Source organism: Paraburkholderia sp. RL17-383-BIF-A (assembly GCF_046028015.1).
Classification (GTDB): domain Bacteria; phylum Pseudomonadota; class Gammaproteobacteria; order Burkholderiales; family Burkholderiaceae; genus Paraburkholderia.
Genome location: NZ_JARESR010000002.1, coordinates 298,288 through 317,180 on the forward strand (window position 1 = coordinate 298,288; position 18,893 = coordinate 317,180).

Consider the following 18,893-nt stretch of genomic DNA (forward strand, 5'->3'; position numbering starts at 1 on the left):
AGTCAAATTGCGCAGTGCTCTGCACCGCGGTTTACCGTGCTCGACAAGCGCAACGTGCACTACAAGCGCATGAAAAAATCACGCGCTTAACCAGCGATCTTACTTCTGCTTGAGCTTGGCGAATGCAGCCGCCATCGCGCCGCCTGCTTCCGGTTCGCGTGAACGCTGTTGCGGCGCGCCGCGTGCGCCGCCTGAGCGACCCGCGCCGCGATCCTGCTGGGCGCCGCCGCCGCTGCGCGCCGAAGCCGCACCGACTTCGTCGTCCATGCGCATGGTCAACGCAATACGCTGGCGCTTCACATCCACCTCGAGCACCTTCACCTTGACGATCTGGCCGGCCTTGACGACTTCATGCGGGTCCTTGATGAACTTGGTCGACATGGCCGACACGTGCACCAGGCCGTCCTGATGCACGCCGATGTCGATGAACGCGCCGAATGCCGCTACGTTCGTCACGACGCCTTCGAGCACCATGCCCGGCGTCAGGTCGCTGACCTTCTCGACGCCTTCGCGGAAGGTCGCCGTCTTGAACTCGGGACGCGGATCGCGGCCCGGCTTTTCGAGTTCGAGCAGAATGTCGCGCACGGTCGGCAGGCCGAAACGATCGTCGACGAATTCCGCGGGCGACAGCCCGCGCAACGCGTCGCGGTTGCCCAGCACTTCGCCGACGTGCTTGCTGATTTTCGCGAGCATGCGTTCGACGACCGGATACGCTTCCGGGTGAACCGACGAGCGGTCGAGCGGATTCTCGCCATTGTTGATGCGCAGGAACCCGGCTGCCTGCTCGAACGTCTTGTCGCCCAGACGCGGCACCTTGCGCAAATGTTCGCGCGACGGGAACGGACCATTCGCATCGCGATAATCGACGATGTTGCGCGCCAGCGTGGCATTCAGACCCGAGACGCGGGCGAGCAGGGCGACGGACGCCGTGTTCGCATCCACGCCGACGGCGTTTACGCAGTCTTCGACCACGGCATCCAGCGAACGGGCCAGTTCGCGCTGGTTCACGTCGTGCTGATACTGGCCGACGCCGATCGCCTTCGGTTCGATCTTCACGAGTTCCGCGAGCGGATCCTGCAAACGGCGCGCGATCGACACCGCGCCGCGCAGCGACACGTCCATGTCGGGGAATTCCTTCGCCGCGAGTTCGGAGGCGGAGTACACCGACGCGCCGGCTTCGGACACCACGATCTTCTGCAGCTTGAATTCCGGATGACGCGCGATCAGTTCGCTCGCAAGCTTGTCCGTTTCACGCGACGCCGTGCCGTTGCCGATGCTGATCAGTTCGGCCTGCGTCTGTGCGCAGATGCGCGCGAGTTTCGCGATCGATCCGTCCCAGTCGCGGCGCGGCTCGTGCGGATAGATCACGTCGGTGGCGAGCACCTTGCCGGTTCGGTCAACCACCGCGACCTTCACGCCGGTGCGCATGCCCGGGTCGAGGCCGATCACGGCCTTCGGTCCGGCGGGCGCGGCCAGCAGCAGGTCCTTCAGATTGCGCGCGAACACGCGGATCGCTTCGTGCTCGGCCTCGTCGCGCAGATTGGTCAGCAGTTCGTTTTCGATGTGCGGCTGCACCTTCACGCGCCAGCACCAGCGGCACACGTCGGAGAGCCACTTGTCGGCCGGACGGTTCTGATTGGCGATACCGAAGTGGCGCGCGATCAGCGCTTCGCCCGGATGCGGCACCTGCGCGTCGAGTTCCTCACCGAGGCCCAGCTTGACCATCAGCACGCCCGCATTGCGGCCGCGGAACAGCGCCAGCGCGCGATGCGACGGCACGGTGCGGATGGTTTCCGCATAGTCGTAGTAGTCGCGGAATTTTTCTTCTTCGGCGTTTTCCTTGCCTTCCACCACTTTCGACGACACCACGCCCTGATTGAACAGGTAATCGCGCAGCTTGCCGAGCAACTCGGCGGTTTCGCCGAACTGTTCGGAGAGAATGTCGCGTGCGCCGTCGAGCGCGGCCTTGACGTCGGCGACGCCTTTTTCGGCGTCCACGTAGGCGGCGGCTTCGGTTTGCGGGTCGAGCAGCGGATTGGCGAGGAGCGCGTCGGCGAGCGGCTGCAGGCCGGCTTCACGAGCGATCTGCGCGCGTGTGCGGCGCTTAGGCTTGTACGGGAGATACAGGTCTTCCAGCACCTGCTTGCTGTCGGCGCCTTCGATCGCCGCGCGCAGCTCGTCGGTGAGCTTGCCCTGTTCGTCGATGCTGGCGATGATCGCGGCGCGCCGGTCTTCCAGCTCGCGCAGATACAGCAGGCGTTCCTCGAGGTTACGCAGTTGCGTGTCGTCGAGATTGTCGGTCACTTCCTTACGGTAGCGGGCGATGAACGGAACAGTCGCTCCTTCGTCGAGAAGTTGCACCGCGGCCGCGACCTGGCGCGGCTGGACGGACAGTTCGGCGGCGATGCGCTGTACGATCTTGAGTGCTACGGTTTCCGTCATAAGGTCTTGGTGTTCCTGCGGACTCAGTTCAGGGGCCGCGCGCTAACCGCACATGTGGGCACGTTAGGGCAAATGAGGCACGTGGGGCACGTCCGGGCACGCCGGGCGTGCGCGCTGCGACCAGGTTGCTGGAGCGGGGCATTTTGCCATAAATGCAAAAGGGCTCAACCGCAGGGTGATAGAATTTCGGGCATGTTCCGCTGACCCTCTACGACGTTGCCGATCTCCTTGTCCCTCAACCGCCTGGGCTCCCGCTTGGTCTCTCGCTTGACACCGCGCTTGACTCCATTGCCGCCGTTTTTATCGTCGCGTTTCTTATCGCGCTCGCTGATGCGTTCCGTGCTGCGTTCCATGCCGCGTTTTTCGGCGCGTTCGTTGCGCTCACCGCTCGGCTCGCTCGCGGCGGCTTCGCGCCCGGTGTTCAGGTCCGCGTTCCTTTCTAATGGCGTATTGCTCGCGTCGTGTGCGTCGTGCGTTCTCGCCGCCGCGCTGGCCGCGCCTATTCCGGCCGTGGCGCAGTCCGTGCTGCCGGCAAGCAGCAGCGCCGCGCGGCCCGCGGGCGCGCTCGCCCCGGCCGCTGCGTCGGGCGTGGGGGCCATGAGCGCCACGAATGCGCAGGGCGGGACGAACGCCGGCGGTGCGGACAGCGCCGGCAATGCGGCCTCGCCGAACAGCGGCTTCGACGCCCGGCAGAAAGTCCTGGATCAGCGCACGGAGGAGAACAACTATCGCTATGGCGTCGCGGAACACGACTGCTACAGCAAGTTCTTCGTCAACTACTGCCTGAACAAGGCACGCGACAGCATGCGCTCGGTGCAGGCCGACATCCGCAAGGAACAACTCGCGCTCGACGGTGAGCAGCGCACGCAGCGCGCCCGCGACCGCGACGAGCAGGCCGCGCTCAAGCGTGCCCAGGAAGAAGCGGGCGCACCGCAACGCGCCGCCGAAGACGCGCGCAACGCGCAGGCATATCAGGACAAGCAGCGCCAGCATCAGCTCGATCAGGCGCAGCGCGCCGCCGAGGCGCCGCAGCGCAGCGCGAATGAGCAGGCCTATCAGCAGAAGCAGCGTCAGCATGCGCTGGATCAGGCGCAGCGCGGCGTCAGCCCGTCGCAGGCCGCCGCCAACCAGCAGGCGTACGATCAGAAGCAGGCCGACTTCCAACGCAAGCTCGACGAGGCGCGTGCGCAAGGTGCGCAGAAGGCGCAGGAGCGCGTGCAGAAGCAGCAGAGCTTCGAGAAGAAGCAGGCCGACGCGGCGCAGCACAAGGCCGATGTGGAAGCGCGTCAGAAGCAGGCGGCGGAGAAAGCCGAGCAGAAACGTCAGGACGCGTTGAAACAGCAGCAGCTCGAAGAGCAGCAAAAGCAGCAGCAACAACAACCGCAGTAAGCGTGCTGGAGTGGGCCCTGAGCGTGTGTGGCAGGGCCGTAGTCGCCGTAATGCGTTTTAAGCCGGACAGCAACCTCAGGTATCGGGCTGCACACGCCGCCCGCTCCGTAGACGAGAGGAGGCGAGTATGCGCGATCAACATCACGTCATCAACGCGGACACACTTCGCGACCGCATTCTGCAACTGGAATCGGAGCATAGTGGGCTCGATCGCCTGATCGACCGAATGTCGGATGAGCCCGGCATCGACGACTTCGAGTTGCAGCGCCTGAAAAAGCGCAAACTCAAGGTCAAGGACACCATCATCTTGCTGCAGTTGCAGCTCGAACCGGACGCACGCGCCTGAGTTCGCGGCCTGGCAGGCGCCGGGCGCGCGCCGCGCGAGCCGGACTTTGCAGGAAACGCTTGCCTTGAATTCACCGCTTGAAACTTCATCCCGTGCCACGCCGGGCGACGACGCAGCCGGAGCCAATGCGCCTGCGTCGCGTCCTGTCGCGTCCGCACTGAGCGCGTCGCTGAATCCGCGCCGCGTCGTTGAACTGGACGAGATCTTCGCCGACAACGGCTTGCTGGCCCGTCAGATCGACGGCTACCGCTCGCGGGCGTCGCAGATCGAAATGTCGCGCGCCGTGGCTGCGGCCATGGAAGCGTCGGGCCGCGCAATGCCCGAGCCCGCGATGTTCGAGGCGCAGAAGCGTCCGGCACGGCGTCTGCAGGCACCGGGCGCGGACGCCACCGCCGAGGCTGCGGAGAGCGCCGAATCGGGCGGGCTCGACGGCAGCGAAAACACGCTGATCGTCGAAGCGGGTACAGGCACGGGCAAGACCTACGCGTATCTCGTGCCGGCCATGCTGTGGGGCGGCAAGGTGATCGTCTCCACCGGCACGAAGCATCTGCAGGACCAGCTCTTTCAGCGCGATATTCCGACCGTGCGCGATGCGCTCGCGGTGCCGGTATCGGTCGCCATGCTCAAGGGCCGCGCGAATTACCTGTGCCACTACTATCTGCAGCGCACCGCGGATAACGGCCGTCTGCCGTCGCGCCAGGAAACCTCGTATCTGCAGGATATCGTGCGTTTCGCGAAGATCACGCGCACTGGCGACAAGGCTGAACTCGCCAGCGTGCCCGAAACAGCGGCGGTGTGGTCGATGGTCACGTCGACGCGCGAAAACTGTCTCGGCCAGGAGTGTCCGCATTACAAGGACTGCTTCGTAATGCAGGCGCGCCGCGAGGCGCAGCAGGCGGATATTGTGGTGGTCAACCACCATCTCTTTTTCGCCGACATCATGTTGCGCGATACGGGCATGGCGGAACTGCTGCCCACCGCCAACACCATCATTTTCGACGAAGCGCATCAGTTGCCCGAAACGGCGACGCTCTTTTTCGGCGAGACGCTTTCGACCACGCAGTTTCTCGAGCTTGCTCGCGATTCGGTGGCCGAGGGTTTGGGCCATGCGCGTGAAACGGTCGACTGGGTCACGCTGGGCTCGACGCTCGAACGCGCAGCGCGCGACGTCCGGCTCGCGTTCAAGGAAGACTCGGTGCGCCTGTCGATCGGCCAGTTGCCGGACGACCACCCGCTGTTCCCCGCGCTCGAAACGCTCGAAACCGAACTCGACGCGCTCGCGTCCGCGCTGGCGGGTCAGGCCGAGCGCGCTGAATCGATCGGCGCGTGTCTGCGCCGTGCGCGCGAACTGCAGGGTGTGCTCGCCGGCTGGACCACGCCGCCCACGCAGACCGAGCGCGAGGCCGCCGACGCTACGTCAGCCGACGGTAAGGCCGAGCGCGCCGACCCGAATGAAAAGGTGCGCTGGATCGAAGTCTTCTCGCATACCGTGCAGTTGCACGAAACGCCATTGTCAGTTGCGCCGATCTTTGCGAAGCAGCGCGCCGGCGTGCCGCGCGCGTGGATTTTCACGTCGGCCACGTTGTCGGTGCGCGGCGATTTCACGCACTACGCCGCGCAAATGGGCCTGAATGCGAAACGTTCCATGACGTTGCCCAGTCCCTTCGATTATCCGACTCAGGGGCTGCTGTACGTGCCGCGCAATTTGCCGCAGCCGTCCTCGCCGATGTTCACCGACGCCGTGTTCGACGCCGCGTTGCCGGCGATCGAGGCATCGGGCGGCGGCGTCTTCATGTTGTGCACGACGCTGCGCGCCGTGGACCGCATCTCGGCCAAGCTGCGCGACACGATCGAAGCGCGTGGCTGGGACTATCCGCTGCTCGTGCAGGGCGATGCAAGCCGCACCGAATTACTGGATCGTTTCCGCTCTTACGGCAACGCGATTCTGGTGGGCAGTCAGAGCTTCTGGGAAGGGGTGGACGTGCGCGGCGACGCATTGTCGCTGGTAGTGATCGACAAGCTGCCGTTTGCGCCGCCCGACGATCCTGTTCTGTCCGCACGTCTCGACGCGCTGACCAAGAAGGGCTTGAGCCCGTTCGCCGTGCATCAGTTGCCGCAGGCCGTGATTACGCTGAAGCAGGGTGCGGGGCGCCTGATTCGCGCTGAGACCGATCGAGGCGTGCTGATGATCTGCGACACGCGTCTCGTCGATAAACCGTATGGACGCCGTATCTGGCAGAGTCTGCCGCCATTTAAACGCACACGTGAGATCGAAGTCGTGCGCGAGTTCTTTGAAGAGAATCAAACAGCGGGTTAATAGGCCAATCGGAATCAATGAACGCCGTTGTAAAAAGCGGCGCTTAAATGACAAAACGCCACGGATGTAAATCCGTGGCGTTTTGCTTTACTGCCCGGGAAATCGCGAAGATTTCCCGATGCAGTTTTCGCCCAGAGGCGAACCCTATGCAGCAGCTTACTGGCTTGCGCCCGAAGCCGGAGCAGCAGCCGAAGCAGCAGCGTCCGAAGCAGCAGCGCTTGCGTCCGAAGCAGCGGTCGTAGCCGAAGCAGCAGCGTCGCTCGCAGCAGCAGCAGCACCCGAAGCAGCAGCAGCCGAATCCGAAGCTGCAGCAGCCGGTGCCGAAGCAGCAGCTGCGTCGCTAGCCGGGGCAGCGGCTTGGTCGTTGCTCTTGTTGCATGCAGCCAGTGCCACAGCTGCCAACAGGGATGCTACGAGGAGGGATTTCTTCATGATCACGTCCTTTTATGGTTTAAAGGTAAGCAACAGCGCAAAATAAAACCGGTAATGTGCTCCAACACCGACCTGGGCCGCTGGTGGAGACGCTCTTTTGACGAGCTGGAATCTTCCCTACGGCTTGGGCGGAAATTATATGCACTTTCGTACTGACAATCCATAAATCCGGGGTCAATACGTTGTCTTTCTCATACAAAATTTCACTGTACGGTATAGCAGGTAGGCGGAGTTACGCAAGCTCGCCCACTTGTATCCAGCCCGCACAATACCACTCGTGTAGCCGTGCTGTCACCGACGAATCGTGTGAGAGTGTTACAAAGCGTTTCGCACTCATACAGCGGTGATCTGCGAGGTCAAACAACCACTTTTTTGCGCCATCGAATGACGTTTCCTCTCCATTTATGAAGAAAAAACGGCGGTTGTACAACAAATTGGTCTTGCGGTCCAGCCGAATACCTGACTTCAAAGCCTGACTGATGAAACGTGCTTCATTAAGCGGCCTTTGCGGCGGATCAAAGACGACACTCGGCTTGGGTTCGCTGAGATAGGTGCCAAGGAACGACGCAATATCCTGCTCTTTCCATTTAATGCCAGCAAGGATTGCGCCAACCCTTTCGACGAGCGCCGCCGGCAGTTCAGCCGGACGGTCCACAGCGGGCTGCTGCGGATCACGGTAAAGCGCTCCCGCATTGCCCGACGACTCGCCGCGCTCGGCCAGATGATAGAGGAATTGCGCGGTCAGTTCGTTTGCGGACGGGGCGCGAAAACCGATCGAGCAGGTCATGCATTCGCCTTCGGCAACTCCGTCGTGCGCGATGTGCGGCGGCAGGTACAACATGTCGCCCGGTTCTAGCAGCCATTCCTCTTCGGCCTGGAAATTCTGTAAAACTTTCAAAGGCAAGCCGGCTTGCAGTGTCAGATCTTTCTGCGCGCTAATGCGCCAACGCCGCTTGCCTTTTACTTGCAAAAGAAACACATCGTAGGAATCGAAGTGGGGGCCTACGCCGCCGCCGTCACTTGCATACGAGATCATCAGGTCGTCCAGACGTGCGTCCGGCACGAAGCGGAAGCGGTCGAGCAGGGCGCGCGCCCGATCGTCGTAGAGATCCACACCTTGCACGAGAAGCGTCCATGCACGCTGCTTCAGCGAAGGCAGTTCGTCAGGCGCGAACGGACCGTGCTCCAGCTGCCATTTATTGCGGAAATGCGTGACCAGACGTGCTTCGACTTCGTCCTGATCGGCCAGCTCGAAAAATTCTTCTCGCGAGAGCGGCGCCTCGACATTCGGGATCGCCTGGCGAATCAGCAGCGGCTTCTTCTGCCAGTAGCGGCGCATGAATTGCGACGGCGTCAGATTGCCGAGCAGCGGTGTAGGCGTGTCCGGCGCGGGCGGCAGAACCGGAAGAGCGGACAGAGCCGGCTTTGAAGCCGGCGACGAATTCCGTGCCGATGCAGCGTCGGCCGGGTGGTCAGTGGGCCGCTTGGGCATCGTATAATGTGAGTTGTATTCTGGAGAATCGAATGAAAATCGCAAAGAACACCGTCGTGTCGGTCGCTTACAAGCTGTCGGATGCGCAGGGCAATCTGATCGAGGAAAGCGACGAGCCGATGGTCTATCTGCACGGCGGCTATGATGGCACGTTCCCCAAGATCGAGGAAGAGCTCGACGGCCATGAGGCCGGCTTCGAGACCCAGATCCAGCTCGAGCCGCAAGACGCGTTCGGCGAGTACGACCCCGATCTCGTGAAGATCGAGCCGCGCGATCGCTTCCCGGAACCGCTCGAAGTCGGCATGCAATTCGAAGGCACACCCGAAGAAGGCGACGAGGACCTCGACTCGCTCGTCTACGTGGTGACCGACGTGGCGGAAGACAAAGTCGTGCTCGACGGCAACCATCCGCTCGCCGGCATGGCGCTGCGTTTTGCGTTGACCGTGAAAGACGTGCGCCCGGCTACCGAGGACGAAATCCAGCACGAACACGCGCACGGTGCCGACGGCCTCGAAGTCCTCGACGATGACGAGGACGACGAAGAGGACAAGTCAGGGCCCACGCTGCACTGAACTGGCGGGCACGCCGGGCATGCTTGAAGAAGCGCCCGGCGTGCGCGGCTGCGTAGCGGAGGCGGGCGGGGTCGAGGTGGCCGGCCCGTATCCACCGCCGCCCTGATCGGCCGGTATGCGCGGCTGCTGATCCAGTTGCGAGTCCCCGGGCGATTGCAACAGCGGCGGCAATTCCGATGCGGGTCCGAGCGCGGGTACAGCCGGCATGGATGCCGCCGGTTCGTCGCGTGGCATAACAGGCTGCGCCGTGGGCATCGGCATCTGCTTCGGCACGTCGCGCACACTCACGCGGAACGGCGGTTTTCTGCCGAGATCCGCTTCCACCTGAATCCACTGATTGAGACGATCATGCGGCGCGAGCGCGACACGCGTGAGATTCGTCACGAGCATTCCCTTGTCATTGCGTAGCGGCTGATCGATGACGAAGCCGGCGCTCGCACGTTCGTCGTCGCAATGAATCACCAGCACTGGCCCGCGGAAAATCTGCGCGAGCTTGACGAGGCTGCGCTTGAATTCCAGGAAGCCGTCGCGGCGGGTATTGCGCGCAAAACGCAGCCATGCGAAACGGTCGGGCCGTTCGTAACGTTCAGGGTCCGGGTCGCCTTGAATGAACACGACAATTGCGCGCGCGTCGCGGCGTTTCGCATATTCGCCGGCGTGTTCCAGCCAGAACGCATTGGCGATCACGCGATCTTCGAATTCACCGTTGCGCCCGCCGGCAGTCAGATAGTGATTGTTCGGACTCGGCGCGTTCAGGCCGACGAACACCGTATCGCCCACTTGCCAGCGCACGTTCTCACGATACGGGCGAAAGCGCGAGACTTCGCTTTCACGCGTCAACGCGATCGGGTTCTGGCCCATCGACGTGGCGTCGCTGAAGAGTGTCTGACGCAACTGATCGAGCCGTTCAACCGGGTCGAAGCCGCCGGCCTCGGCCGTGCCGCAATCGGCCCAGTCATGCTGGCCGGGAATGAAGAAGAGGGCGGGTCGCGACGCTTCCAGCAGCGCGTGGCGACGTTCGTAGAGCGCATCGCGGCAGGCCTCTTTGGCGCCCTTCAGATTGCCGTCGTACACGATGAACGACATGTCGCGCTCGCGGCTGATCGCGTCGATCAGCCGCTGCGTCGGTGCTTCGTCGGCGGCGCTTTGCATCGTGTTGGCGATGACCGCGAACGTGTAGCGCGGCGTGTCGGCGTAGGCCGCCGGCGCGTAGGCCGATAACCCCGCCGCTAATCCCACTGACATCACCGCAGACAGCCCCGCGAAGAGTCCCGCGTTCAGCACGCCGCTGCCCGAGAGCTTGAGGGCGAGAGTCAGCGCCGCGCGAAGTTTGCGCGGACGCTGCGGGCGCCTGTGTGCGTCAATGACCCGCATCCGGCGCGGCGGCCAGTTCATGCAATTCGTACAGCAGATCGAGTGCTTCGCGCGGCCGCAGATCGTTCGGATCGATGCCGCGCAAACGCTCCACAAGCGCCTGCATGGCAGGCGATGCAGCCTGCGCCGCGTCCGACTCGCGCTCGTCATCCGCGTCTTCGAGCAGCATCGGCATGGGGGCGGCGAACAGATCGAGTTGCGGCGCGGGTTGCGCGGCCGATTGCTGTTCGAGATGCGCAAGATGCTTGCGCGCCGCGCGAATCACCGCGGTTGGCACGCCGGCGAGTTGCGCGACCTGCAGGCCGTAGCTCTGATTCGCCGGACCTTCGCTGACCGCGTGCAGGAACACGATGCCGTGCCCATGCTCGACCGCCGACAGGTGCACGTTGGCCGCCTGCGGAAACTCGGCCGGCAGCTGCGTCAGTTCGAAGTAGTGGGTGGCAAAGAGCGTATGGCAGCCGTTGTGCGCAAGCAGATGCCGCGCGATGGCCCACGCCAGCGCGAGCCCGTCGAACGTTGAAGTGCCGCGGCCGATCTCGTCCATCAGCACGAGACTTTGCGGCGTGGCGTCGTTCAGGATCGCGGCGGCTTCGGTCATCTCGACCATGAAGGTGGAACGGCCGCCGGCCAGGTCGTCCGCAGCGCCGATACGCGTGAAGATGCGGTCGATCGGGCCGAAGGCGGCGCGCCGCGCCGGCACATAGCTGCCCACGTAAGCGAGCAGCGCGATCAACGCGGTCTGCCGCATGAAGGTGGATTTACCGCCCATGTTCGGGCCGGTGATCAGCAGCAGTTTGCGCTCGGGCGTGAGCGTGCAGTCGTTGGCAATGAACTGTTCGACCTGCGCCTCGACAACCGGATGCCGTCCCTGCTCGATTTCAATGCCCGCGTCCGGCGAGAACGTGGGGGCGACCCAATCGAGCGCGCGGGCGCGCTCGCCGAAAGCCGCCAGAAGATCGAGTTCGGCGAGCGCCGAAGCGACGCGCTGGCAGTCGGGGATAAAAGGCAGCAGCGCCTGCAGCAACGCGTCATAGAGCGAGCGTTCGCGGGCGAGCGCGCGTTCCTGTGCGGACAGCGCTTTGTCCTCGAACGTTTTCAGCTCCGGCGTGATGTAGCGCTCTGCGTTCTTCAGCGTCTGGCGGCGGCGATAGTCGTCCGGCACCTTGTCGGTCTGGCCGCGCGTGACTTCGATATAGAAGCCGTGCACCTTGTTGTACTCGACGCGCAGATTGCCGATGCCCGTGCGTGCGCGCTCGCGAGTTTCGAGGTCGATCAGGAACTGCCCGCAGTTCTCCGAAATATCTCGCAACTCGTCCAGTTCCGCATCGTAGCCGCGCGCGATCACGCCGCCGTCGCGCACCATGGCCGAGGGCTCCTCGGCGACTGCGCGCTTGAGCAGTTCGACGCAGGCTTGCGGCGGCTCCAGCGAGGCGTCGATGCGCGCCAGCGAATCGGCATTCGCCGAAACGGCGGCGAGCTGCGTGCGCAATTCGGGCAACGCGATAAACGTATCGCGCAGACTCGACAGATCGCGAGGCCGCGCCGAGAGCAGCGCGAGACGCCCGGTGATCCGCTCGATATCCGAGATTTGCCGCAACGCGCCGCGCAACGCGTCGACGCCGGCGCCCGGCGGCGCGTCGAGCAATGCGCCGATTGCCTGCTGACGTGCCTGCGCCACCGCCGATTCGCGCGGCGGATGATGCAGCCAATGACGCAGCAGACGGCTGCCCATGGTCGTGCAGCAGGTATCGAGAAGCGAACACAGCGTGGGCGACTCGGTGCCGCGCAGCGTTTCAGTCAGTTCGAGGTTGCGGCGCGTGGCGGGGTCGAGGCCGATATATTCGGATTCGTACTCCACCTTCAGGCTGCGCACGTGACGCAATTGCTGGCCTTGCGTGGCGGCGGCATACAGAAGCAACGCACCGGCCGCGCCGCATGCGCAGGTCAGCGAATGCGCGCCGAAGCCGTCGAGGCCGGCCACTTCCAGTTGGTCGCACAAGCGCTGCGTGCCCGAGGTGATGTCGAAGTGCCAGACCGGCACGCGGGTGAGGGCGCCCGCGCTGACCGGCGGTGTCCAGCTCGCCGAGTCGCTGGGCGTGTCGGCCACCAGAATTTCCGCCGGACGAATGCGCTCCAGCGCGGCCGCTACCTGGTCGGGCGCGACTTCGGCGAGGCGCAACGCGCCGCTTGCCAGATTCAGCCATGCCAGGCCGACACTGGTCGCGACGCCACGCCGATTGTGCGCGACGCACATGGCCAGCAAGTAGACATCGTTCTTATCCGAGAGGAGCGCGGCGTCCGTGAGTGTGCCCGGCGTGACCACGCGTACCACTTTGCGCTCGACCGGGCCCTTCGACGTAGCCGGGTCGCCGATCTGTTCGCAAATCGCGACGGATTCGCCGAGCTTCACGAGCTTGGCCAGATATTGTTCGACCGCGTGGTGCGGCACGCCGGCCATCTTGATCGGATTGCCCGCCGACGCGCCACGCTGCGTGAGTGTCAGATCGAGCAGACGCGCGGCTTTTTCCGCATCTTCGAAAAAGAGCTCGTAGAAGTCGCCCATCCGGTAGAACACCAGCGTGCCGGGATGATCCGCCTTGATGCGGAGATACTGCTGCATCATTGGCGTATGTTGTGCGACGTCGTTGGCCGCTGCGGTTTGAATGCCCATCCTCGGTGTCTTCTTGCGTTAGCTGTTCAGGGCGTGAGTTTAACCTGTCGTCAGGGCGAACGGACCCTGGCCGGATGGTCAATCCGCACGGCGAACCCCAAGCCGGTGCGACGAACCGCCAGCGGCCCGCGCAGCGCCGGCTTAGTCTCGGTCACTGCCTCATTCTTCCACCATCGCCCGCATGTCCACCGTGCGTTCATTCACCGCGCTGCGCCGTTTTGCGAGCCACATCATGAAGGTGATGAACGTGCCGAATACGACGATGATCCATTGCGCCGGCATCTTCGCCGTGAGCAGCAGCGCGTACGCGCCGAGCATGAGCAGCACCGCGAGGTTCTGGTTGAAATTCTGCACCGCGATCGAATGCCCCGCGGAGAGCAGCGTCGCGCCGCGATGCTGAAGAATCGCGTTCATCGGCACGATAAAGAAGCCCGACAGCGCGCCGAGCAGGATCATCAGCGGATAGGCGAGCATAATGTAAAACGGCAGCACGTAGGAGCCGATGCGAATGCCCGAGCCCGGCGGAAACAGATCCTTGTTGTAGAACGCCATGGCGATCGCCACCGCACCGGTCAGGATGCCGACCGGCAACACCCGCAGCGACTTGCGCAACGGAATCAGCGCGGCAGCGGCCGCCGCGCCCACCGCGATGCCAAGCCCCGTGACGCCTTGCATGACCGCCGCTTTCGAGAGCGACAAGCCGAGGTTCACGTTGGCCCATTTGAGCACCAGCAACTGCAACGTCACCGCGCCGCCCCACATCAACGTCGTCACCCACAGCGCGATCTGCGCGAGTTTGTCAGCCCACAGTACGTTAAAGCAATGATAGAAATCGCCGACCAGCTTCTTCGGTTCTTTCAGGCGGTTTTCATAACGCGCGCCGGTGTCGGGGATGAAGATATTGATCGCGGCGGCAATCGCGTAAGTCACCATCGTCGCAAACATGGCGAGGTCGGCGGAGGAGCGGATCAGTGGCAGATGCGCATGGGCGACGAATTTGTCCGCGAAGGTGCTGATCAGCGCGCCGCCCACCATCGTGCCGACAATGGTCGACAGCACGGTGGCCGATTCGAGCCACGCATTTGCCTTGACGAGTTTTTCCGCGGGCAGCAGCTCGGTGAGGATGCCGTACTTGGCCGGCGAATATGCGGCCGCGCCGAAGCCGACCACGCCGTAGGCGATCATCGGATGAACGCCCGCGATCATCATCAGGCAACCGCTTGCTTTCAACGCGTTGGAGACGAACATGACGTGCCGCTTTTGCATCGAGTCGGCGAAAGCGCCGACGAACGGCGCGAGCAGCACGTAGGAAACCGTGAAGAAAATCTGCAGCAGCGGCGTGACCCAGGCGGCCGAGCGAATCACTGAGAGCAACGCGATGGCCGCGATCAACAGTGCATTGTCCGCAAGCGACGAAACAAACTGCGCCGCGATGATTGTGTAGAAGCCTTTTTTCATGAAGCGGATCGGAAGCTGCGCGAGAAGTCAGGCGCAAAGCGGGGCGCAGCGAATAACGCGCGAAATGCAGCCGGTCATCGAGCACGCCGGCGCGGCTTCCCGCTTTGTAGCACGAACGCCCGCGGCATGCAGGCGCGCCAACGAAAAAGCGGCCGAAGCCGCTTTTTCACATTCCGCATGCCGGTCAGGAGCCGGCGCTACACCGCAGGGCTTAGGCCGATTGCTGGCGCGTACGGCTGTAGCGCGACAGGATCGGGATCATCTGTGCGTAGACCTTCGGGTTGCCCGCGACGATTTCGCCGATGTGCAGGAAATCCGAATCGCCCGTGTAATTGCCGACGAGGCCGCCGGCTTCCGTGATCAGCAGGCTGCCCGCGGCGACGTCCCACGGATTCAGGCCTTGCTCGAAGAAGCCGTCCATGCGGCCGGCGGCGACGTTGGCCAGATCCAGCGCGGCCGCGCCCGGACGGCGCAGGCCGGCGCAGGCCTGGGTCATTTCAGCGAACTGGCGGCCGTAGGCTTCGAGGCCGTCCGTTTCGCGGAAAGGGAAGCCGGTGCCGATCAGGCCGTCAGCCAGACGGTCGCGCTTGGCCACGCGGATGCGGCGATCGTTGAGGAACGCGCCGCGGCCGCGCGAGGCGGTGAACAGGTCGTTGCGGGTCGGGTCGTAGACCACGGCTTGCGTCACGACGCCCTTGTGCGCGAGCGCGATCGACACGCAGTAGTACGGAAAGCCGTGGATGAAATTGGTGGTGCCGTCGAGCGGATCGATGATCCACTGGTATTCGGACTCGTTATCCGACTCGCCGGATTCTTCGGCGAGGATCGCGTGATCGGGGTAGGCGGTCTTCAGCGTGTCGATAATCGCCGCTTCAGACGCTTTGTCGACCTCCGTGACGAAATCGTTGTGCTGTTTCTTGCTGACCTGGACGAGATCGAGGTCGAGCGATGCGCGGGTGATGATCTGTGAAGCGCGGCGCGCGGCCTTCACAGCGATATTGAGCATGGGATGCATGAGACTGGATCCTTGTGCCGGGGCAGCACGGCTGCTGGCCGGTAAATGAGCGCTAACCTGCGCTAATTGGGCGCCCTCTGCGAGGCGCGGAAACAGCACGGAACGCCCGCCCGGTACAGGACCGGTGCGCATTCCGCCGACGGAGACGAATTGGATAAGAACGAGGCGCTCATGCAAAGCTGGACGGCAAAGCTGGGCGCGAATATTGGTATTTTACCTGAGTCCGGGCGCCGCGGCAGAGTCCGCGGGCTGTGCAGGGCATTTGCGCGTGTTTATGCGGCCTGGTCCGGTATTCGCACGCGCGTTCGTGCGTGCGGTTGCGTGTGCGCGTACATGCACATGTGCGCGAGCATTCGCGCGCAATTCTGACCGGTTGCGGCGTTGGCGCTACCATACGCGTCTTTAGTTGCCGAATTTCATCGTGGACCACACCCACCATTCCTCCGATCCCGCCGTCGCCGAGTTGCGCGGCGGCTTCACCTCGACCCGCTTCATTCTTGTCGAGCCGAGCCATCCGGGCAACGTCGGCGCCGCGGCGCGGGCGCTGAAAACCATGGGTTTCTCGCGGCTCGTGCTGGTGTCGCCACGCGTGCCGCAGGTGCAAACCGATCCGGAGGCGATCGCCATGGCGAGCGGCGCCGACGACGTACTGGCCTCCGCGCACGTCGTGCCGACGCTCGCCGATGCGCTGAGCGGCGTGCATTGGTCGATCGCGCTGACCGCGCGGCTGCGCGAATACGGACCGCCGCAGTGGACCCCGCGTGCCGCGGCTGGCGTGGCGCGCGAGCAGGCGGCGCACGGTGAAATCGCGCTGGTGTTCGGCAACGAGCGAACGGGTTTGTCGAACGAGGATGTCGAGCGGTGCAGCGCACTTGCGCATATTCCGGCCAATCCGGCCTACAGTTCGCTCAATCTCGCGCAGGCCGTGCAGGTGCTGGCGTATGAGTTGCGCACCATGTATCTCTCGACCGACAGTGCAACGACCACGGCGCACGCCGCGCCTCCAGCGGCAGCGGGGCAGGGCGAGCCGGCCGGCGCACGCGCCGCGAGCGATGAAATCGAAAGCATGTTCTCGCATCTGGAAAGCGCGCTGGTCGCGCTCGACTTTCTCGATCCGGCCAACCCGAAGAAGCTGATGTCGCGTTTGCGCCGCCTGTTCGCGCGCTCCGGTCTCGAGCGTGAGGAAGTGAATATCGTGCGCGGCATCGCCAAACACATTCTGCTGAAGACCGGTCCGAAGGGCGGCGACGCGTCCTGAGCGTTTCCGCCGCCCACGCAGCCCACGCAGCCCACGCCGCCCGCGCCGCCCGCGCCGCCCGCGCCGCCCACGCTCCCCGCGCCGCCCACGCTCCCCGCGACGACCCCGCGGGCAGCGTGGGCTTCCGGCGCATTTCGCGCAATCGCCCTACAATCCCCGAAACGTTCTAAGCAAAGCTGCCGTCGTGCTAAGCGGCAAGCCACGCCGTCATGCGTGCCAGGTCATGCGTGCGCCCTTTCTCCCACAACACAGTCCCTGCCATGTTCACGAGACTTCGCGAAGACATCGCCACGATCCGCGAGCGCGACCCCGCTGCCCGCAGCGCCTGGGAAGTGCTCACGTGTTATCCGGGTCTGCACGCGCTCGTGCTGCACCGGCTCGCGCATGCATGCTGGCGCGCGAGGCGCCGCTGGCTTGCGCGGTTTGTCTCGCAGATGGCGCGCTTCATGACCGGCATCGAAATCCATCCGGGCGCGACGCTCGGGCGGCGCGTGTTCATCGATCACGGCATGGGTGTGGTGATCGGCGAGACCGCGCAGATCGGCGACGACTGCACGATCTACCAGGGCGTGACGCTCGGTGGCACGTCGCTCACGCGCGGGGCGAAACGGCATCCCACGCTCGAGCGCGGCGTGATCGTGGGCGCGGGGGCGAAGGTGCTCGGCGGTTTCACGATCGGCGCGGACGCGAAGATCGGCTCGAATGCCGTGGTGACCAAGCCCGTGCCGGCGCGTGGCACGGCGGTGGGCAATCCGGCGCGGATCATCGTGCCGGCGGCGGCTGTGGCATCGGAAGAGGCCTCCGTGGCTGCGAATTCCGGTGCCGGCGGCGCCGCGCGCGATGCAAAACGCTCTGCGGCATCTGCGGCATCTGCGGTAACCAGCGGCTTTTGCGCGTACGGCATCACGCCGAATGCGGACGATCCCGTCTCGCTGGCAATTCATGGCCTGATCGATCACGCCGCCACGCAGGCAAAACGCATCGACGAAATCGTCGACGCGCTGGAGCGGCTGGGTACGAGTCTCGAAGCTCTGCAAGGCGCGGATGCGGCGTTGCTCGATCTGCGGCGTTTGTCGGCGGCGATCGCAGGCAAGGTGGATGGGGCGGTGGCGGAGCGTTGAGGTATTTTGCGGAAGCCGAAGCCGAAGCCGAAGCCGAAGCAGATCGCGCGCAGTCAGCGTCGGCGCTGACACTTTTGCGCGGCACGAGGAAAGGCTAGCCCACCAACGCCGCACACGGCGCGAAGACCTTGACGAGGCCCGGCGGCAGCGCCGTCATCCAACGCTAACGCCGCATTCAACCCAACGGCAGCGCCCGTATTCCCTCTGCATCGATACGCAGATATCCGCCACGGCGCTCGCCGTGGTCGAGATCCCAATCCGGCAGAACCCAGCGCGTGCCGTCCGGCTCGCGATGCCGCGCCGGCCTGTGCGTGTGCCCATGAATGATGGTCGCTGTCTTCGACGACTTGAACAACGCGGCCACGGCCGCCGCCGTCACGTCATACTTCGGCGAAACCGGTCGCGAGCGGCCTTCGTCGCTTTTCGAGCGCATGTTCTCGGCGAGCTTCTGGCGCCAGCGCAACGGCCACGCGAGAAACAGCATCTGCGCGAAACGGCTGCGCGCAAAACTTCGAAACGTCTGATAGCCGCGGTCCGCCGTGCACAAGCCATCGCCGTGGGCGAGCGCGATACGCGTGCCGAATGCCGTGATCACGAACGGATCGGGTAGCCAGATCGCGCCTGCCGCTTTCATGAAGCGCTTGCCCAGCAGAAAATCGCGGTTGCCATGCATGATGTAAAGCGCAATGCCGCGCTCGGACAAGGTATGCAGCAGCGCGGCCATGCGTGCGACGAACGGCTCCACGAGCATGTCGTCGCCGATCCAGTACTCGAACAGATCGCCGAGAATGAAAACCGAATCGGCCTGCTCGGCCGTGACGCGGATGAAATGCTCGAACGCGGCGACCGTATGCGGGATCGCCTCGCTCAAGTGAATATCGGAGAGGAAAAAAAACGGGCGTGCGGCGTGCGGGCGTTTGCCCTCGCCAGGCACGCCCGCGGCGACGCTTCGCAGCGGCGTTTCTTGCAGCATTGAAGGTGCCTGATATCAGTTCGAACGGGTCGA

General features: G+C 64.2%; 15 protein-coding genes. 6 read left to right on the forward strand and 9 right to left on the reverse strand.

Going from position 1 to position 18,893, the window contains the following annotated elements; translation table 11 throughout:
• Positions 1-99: 99 nt before the first annotated feature.
• Both P0D71_RS03545 and P0D71_RS03550 read right to left on the reverse strand, forming a co-directional pair.
• Positions 100-2,442 (reverse strand): Tex family protein, encoded by a 2,343-nt coding sequence (locus tag P0D71_RS03545; protein ID WP_408185454.1) that lies wholly within the window; start codon positions 2,440-2,442, stop codon positions 100-102.
• A 164-nt stretch (positions 2,443-2,606) separates the two neighbouring features.
• Positions 2,607-3,041, reverse strand: coding sequence for a hypothetical protein (locus tag P0D71_RS03550; protein WP_408479285.1), 435 nt, complete (start codon positions 3,039-3,041; stop codon positions 2,607-2,609).
• Between P0D71_RS03550 and P0D71_RS03555 the strand changes: the two genes are divergently transcribed.
• From P0D71_RS03555 to yoaA, 3 genes are all read left to right on the forward strand, one after another.
• Positions 3,040-3,831: a hypothetical protein gene (locus P0D71_RS03555; protein WP_408479286.1), complete on the forward strand. Its 792-nt coding sequence runs from the start codon at positions 3,040-3,042 to the stop codon at positions 3,829-3,831. The two genes, P0D71_RS03550 and P0D71_RS03555, sit on opposite strands and share 2 nt — an antisense overlap.
• Positions 3,832-3,958: 127 nt before the next feature.
• Positions 3,959-4,177: a DUF465 domain-containing protein gene (locus P0D71_RS03560; RefSeq protein ID WP_007181361.1), complete on the forward strand. Its 219-nt coding sequence runs from the start codon at positions 3,959-3,961 to the stop codon at positions 4,175-4,177.
• A 64-nt stretch (positions 4,178-4,241) separates the two neighbouring features.
• Positions 4,242-6,494 carry a DNA repair helicase YoaA gene (gene yoaA / locus P0D71_RS03565; protein WP_408301811.1) on the forward strand — a complete coding sequence of 751 codons (2,253 nt, stop codon included), beginning with the start codon at positions 4,242-4,244 and terminating at the stop codon, positions 6,492-6,494.
• Between the two features lie 156 nt (positions 6,495-6,650).
• On the opposite strand, the gene P0D71_RS03570 is transcribed toward yoaA, so the two are convergent.
• Together P0D71_RS03570 and P0D71_RS03575 are read right to left on the reverse strand one after the other, a co-directional pair.
• Positions 6,651-6,926 carry a hypothetical protein gene (locus tag P0D71_RS03570; RefSeq protein ID WP_091792954.1) on the reverse strand — a complete coding sequence of 92 codons (276 nt, stop codon included), beginning with the start codon at positions 6,924-6,926 and terminating at the stop codon, positions 6,651-6,653.
• 232 nt (positions 6,927-7,158) lie between these two features.
• On the reverse strand, positions 7,159-8,418 hold the full coding sequence (locus tag P0D71_RS03575; protein ID WP_091792956.1) for a cupin domain-containing protein: 1,260 nt from the start codon (positions 8,416-8,418) through the stop codon (positions 7,159-7,161).
• Between the two features lie 32 nt (positions 8,419-8,450).
• Here P0D71_RS03575 and P0D71_RS03580 point away from each other — a divergent pair, with 32 nt between their 5' ends.
• Entirely contained in the window at positions 8,451-8,990 is a 540-nt protein-coding gene (locus tag P0D71_RS03580) for an FKBP-type peptidyl-prolyl cis-trans isomerase (RefSeq protein WP_011488927.1), read from the forward strand.
• Here the strand turns inward: P0D71_RS03580 and P0D71_RS03585 are convergent.
• From P0D71_RS03585 to P0D71_RS03600, 4 genes are all read right to left on the reverse strand, one after another.
• Positions 8,970-10,364 (reverse strand): hypothetical protein, encoded by a 1,395-nt coding sequence (locus P0D71_RS03585; protein WP_408479316.1) that lies wholly within the window; start codon positions 10,362-10,364, stop codon positions 8,970-8,972. The genes P0D71_RS03580 and P0D71_RS03585 overlap by 21 nt on opposite strands.
• Positions 10,351-13,035: a DNA mismatch repair protein MutS gene (mutS, locus tag P0D71_RS03590; RefSeq protein WP_408479287.1), complete on the reverse strand. Its 2,685-nt coding sequence runs from the start codon at positions 13,033-13,035 to the stop codon at positions 10,351-10,353. Before mutS ends, P0D71_RS03585 begins: the two co-directional genes overlap by 14 nt.
• A 159-nt stretch (positions 13,036-13,194) precedes the next feature.
• The gene (lplT, locus tag P0D71_RS03595) at positions 13,195-14,493 is read right to left on the reverse strand and encodes a lysophospholipid transporter LplT (RefSeq protein WP_408479288.1); all 1,299 of its coding nucleotides are present in this window, start codon (positions 14,491-14,493) and stop codon (positions 13,195-13,197) included.
• Between the two features lie 211 nt (positions 14,494-14,704).
• Complete coding sequence (locus tag P0D71_RS03600; protein ID WP_091793243.1) at positions 14,705-15,508, reverse strand: inositol monophosphatase family protein; 804 nt, start codon at positions 15,506-15,508, stop codon at positions 14,705-14,707.
• A 421-nt stretch (positions 15,509-15,929) separates the two neighbouring features.
• Here P0D71_RS03600 and P0D71_RS03605 point away from each other — a divergent pair, with 421 nt between their 5' ends.
• Positions 15,930-16,766, forward strand: coding sequence for an RNA methyltransferase (locus tag P0D71_RS03605; protein WP_408479289.1), 837 nt, complete (start codon positions 15,930-15,932; stop codon positions 16,764-16,766).
• Between the two features lie 260 nt (positions 16,767-17,026).
• Positions 17,027-17,887 (forward strand): serine O-acetyltransferase, encoded by an 861-nt coding sequence (gene cysE / locus P0D71_RS03610; RefSeq protein WP_408479290.1) that lies wholly within the window; start codon positions 17,027-17,029, stop codon positions 17,885-17,887.
• 175 nt (positions 17,888-18,062) lie between these two features.
• Here cysE and P0D71_RS03615 read toward each other — a convergent pair whose 3' ends face one another.
• The gene (locus tag P0D71_RS03615; protein WP_091793249.1) at positions 18,063-18,860 is read right to left on the reverse strand and encodes a UDP-2,3-diacylglucosamine diphosphatase; all 798 of its coding nucleotides are present in this window, start codon (positions 18,858-18,860) and stop codon (positions 18,063-18,065) included.
• Between the last annotated feature and the right edge of the window lie 33 nt (positions 18,861-18,893).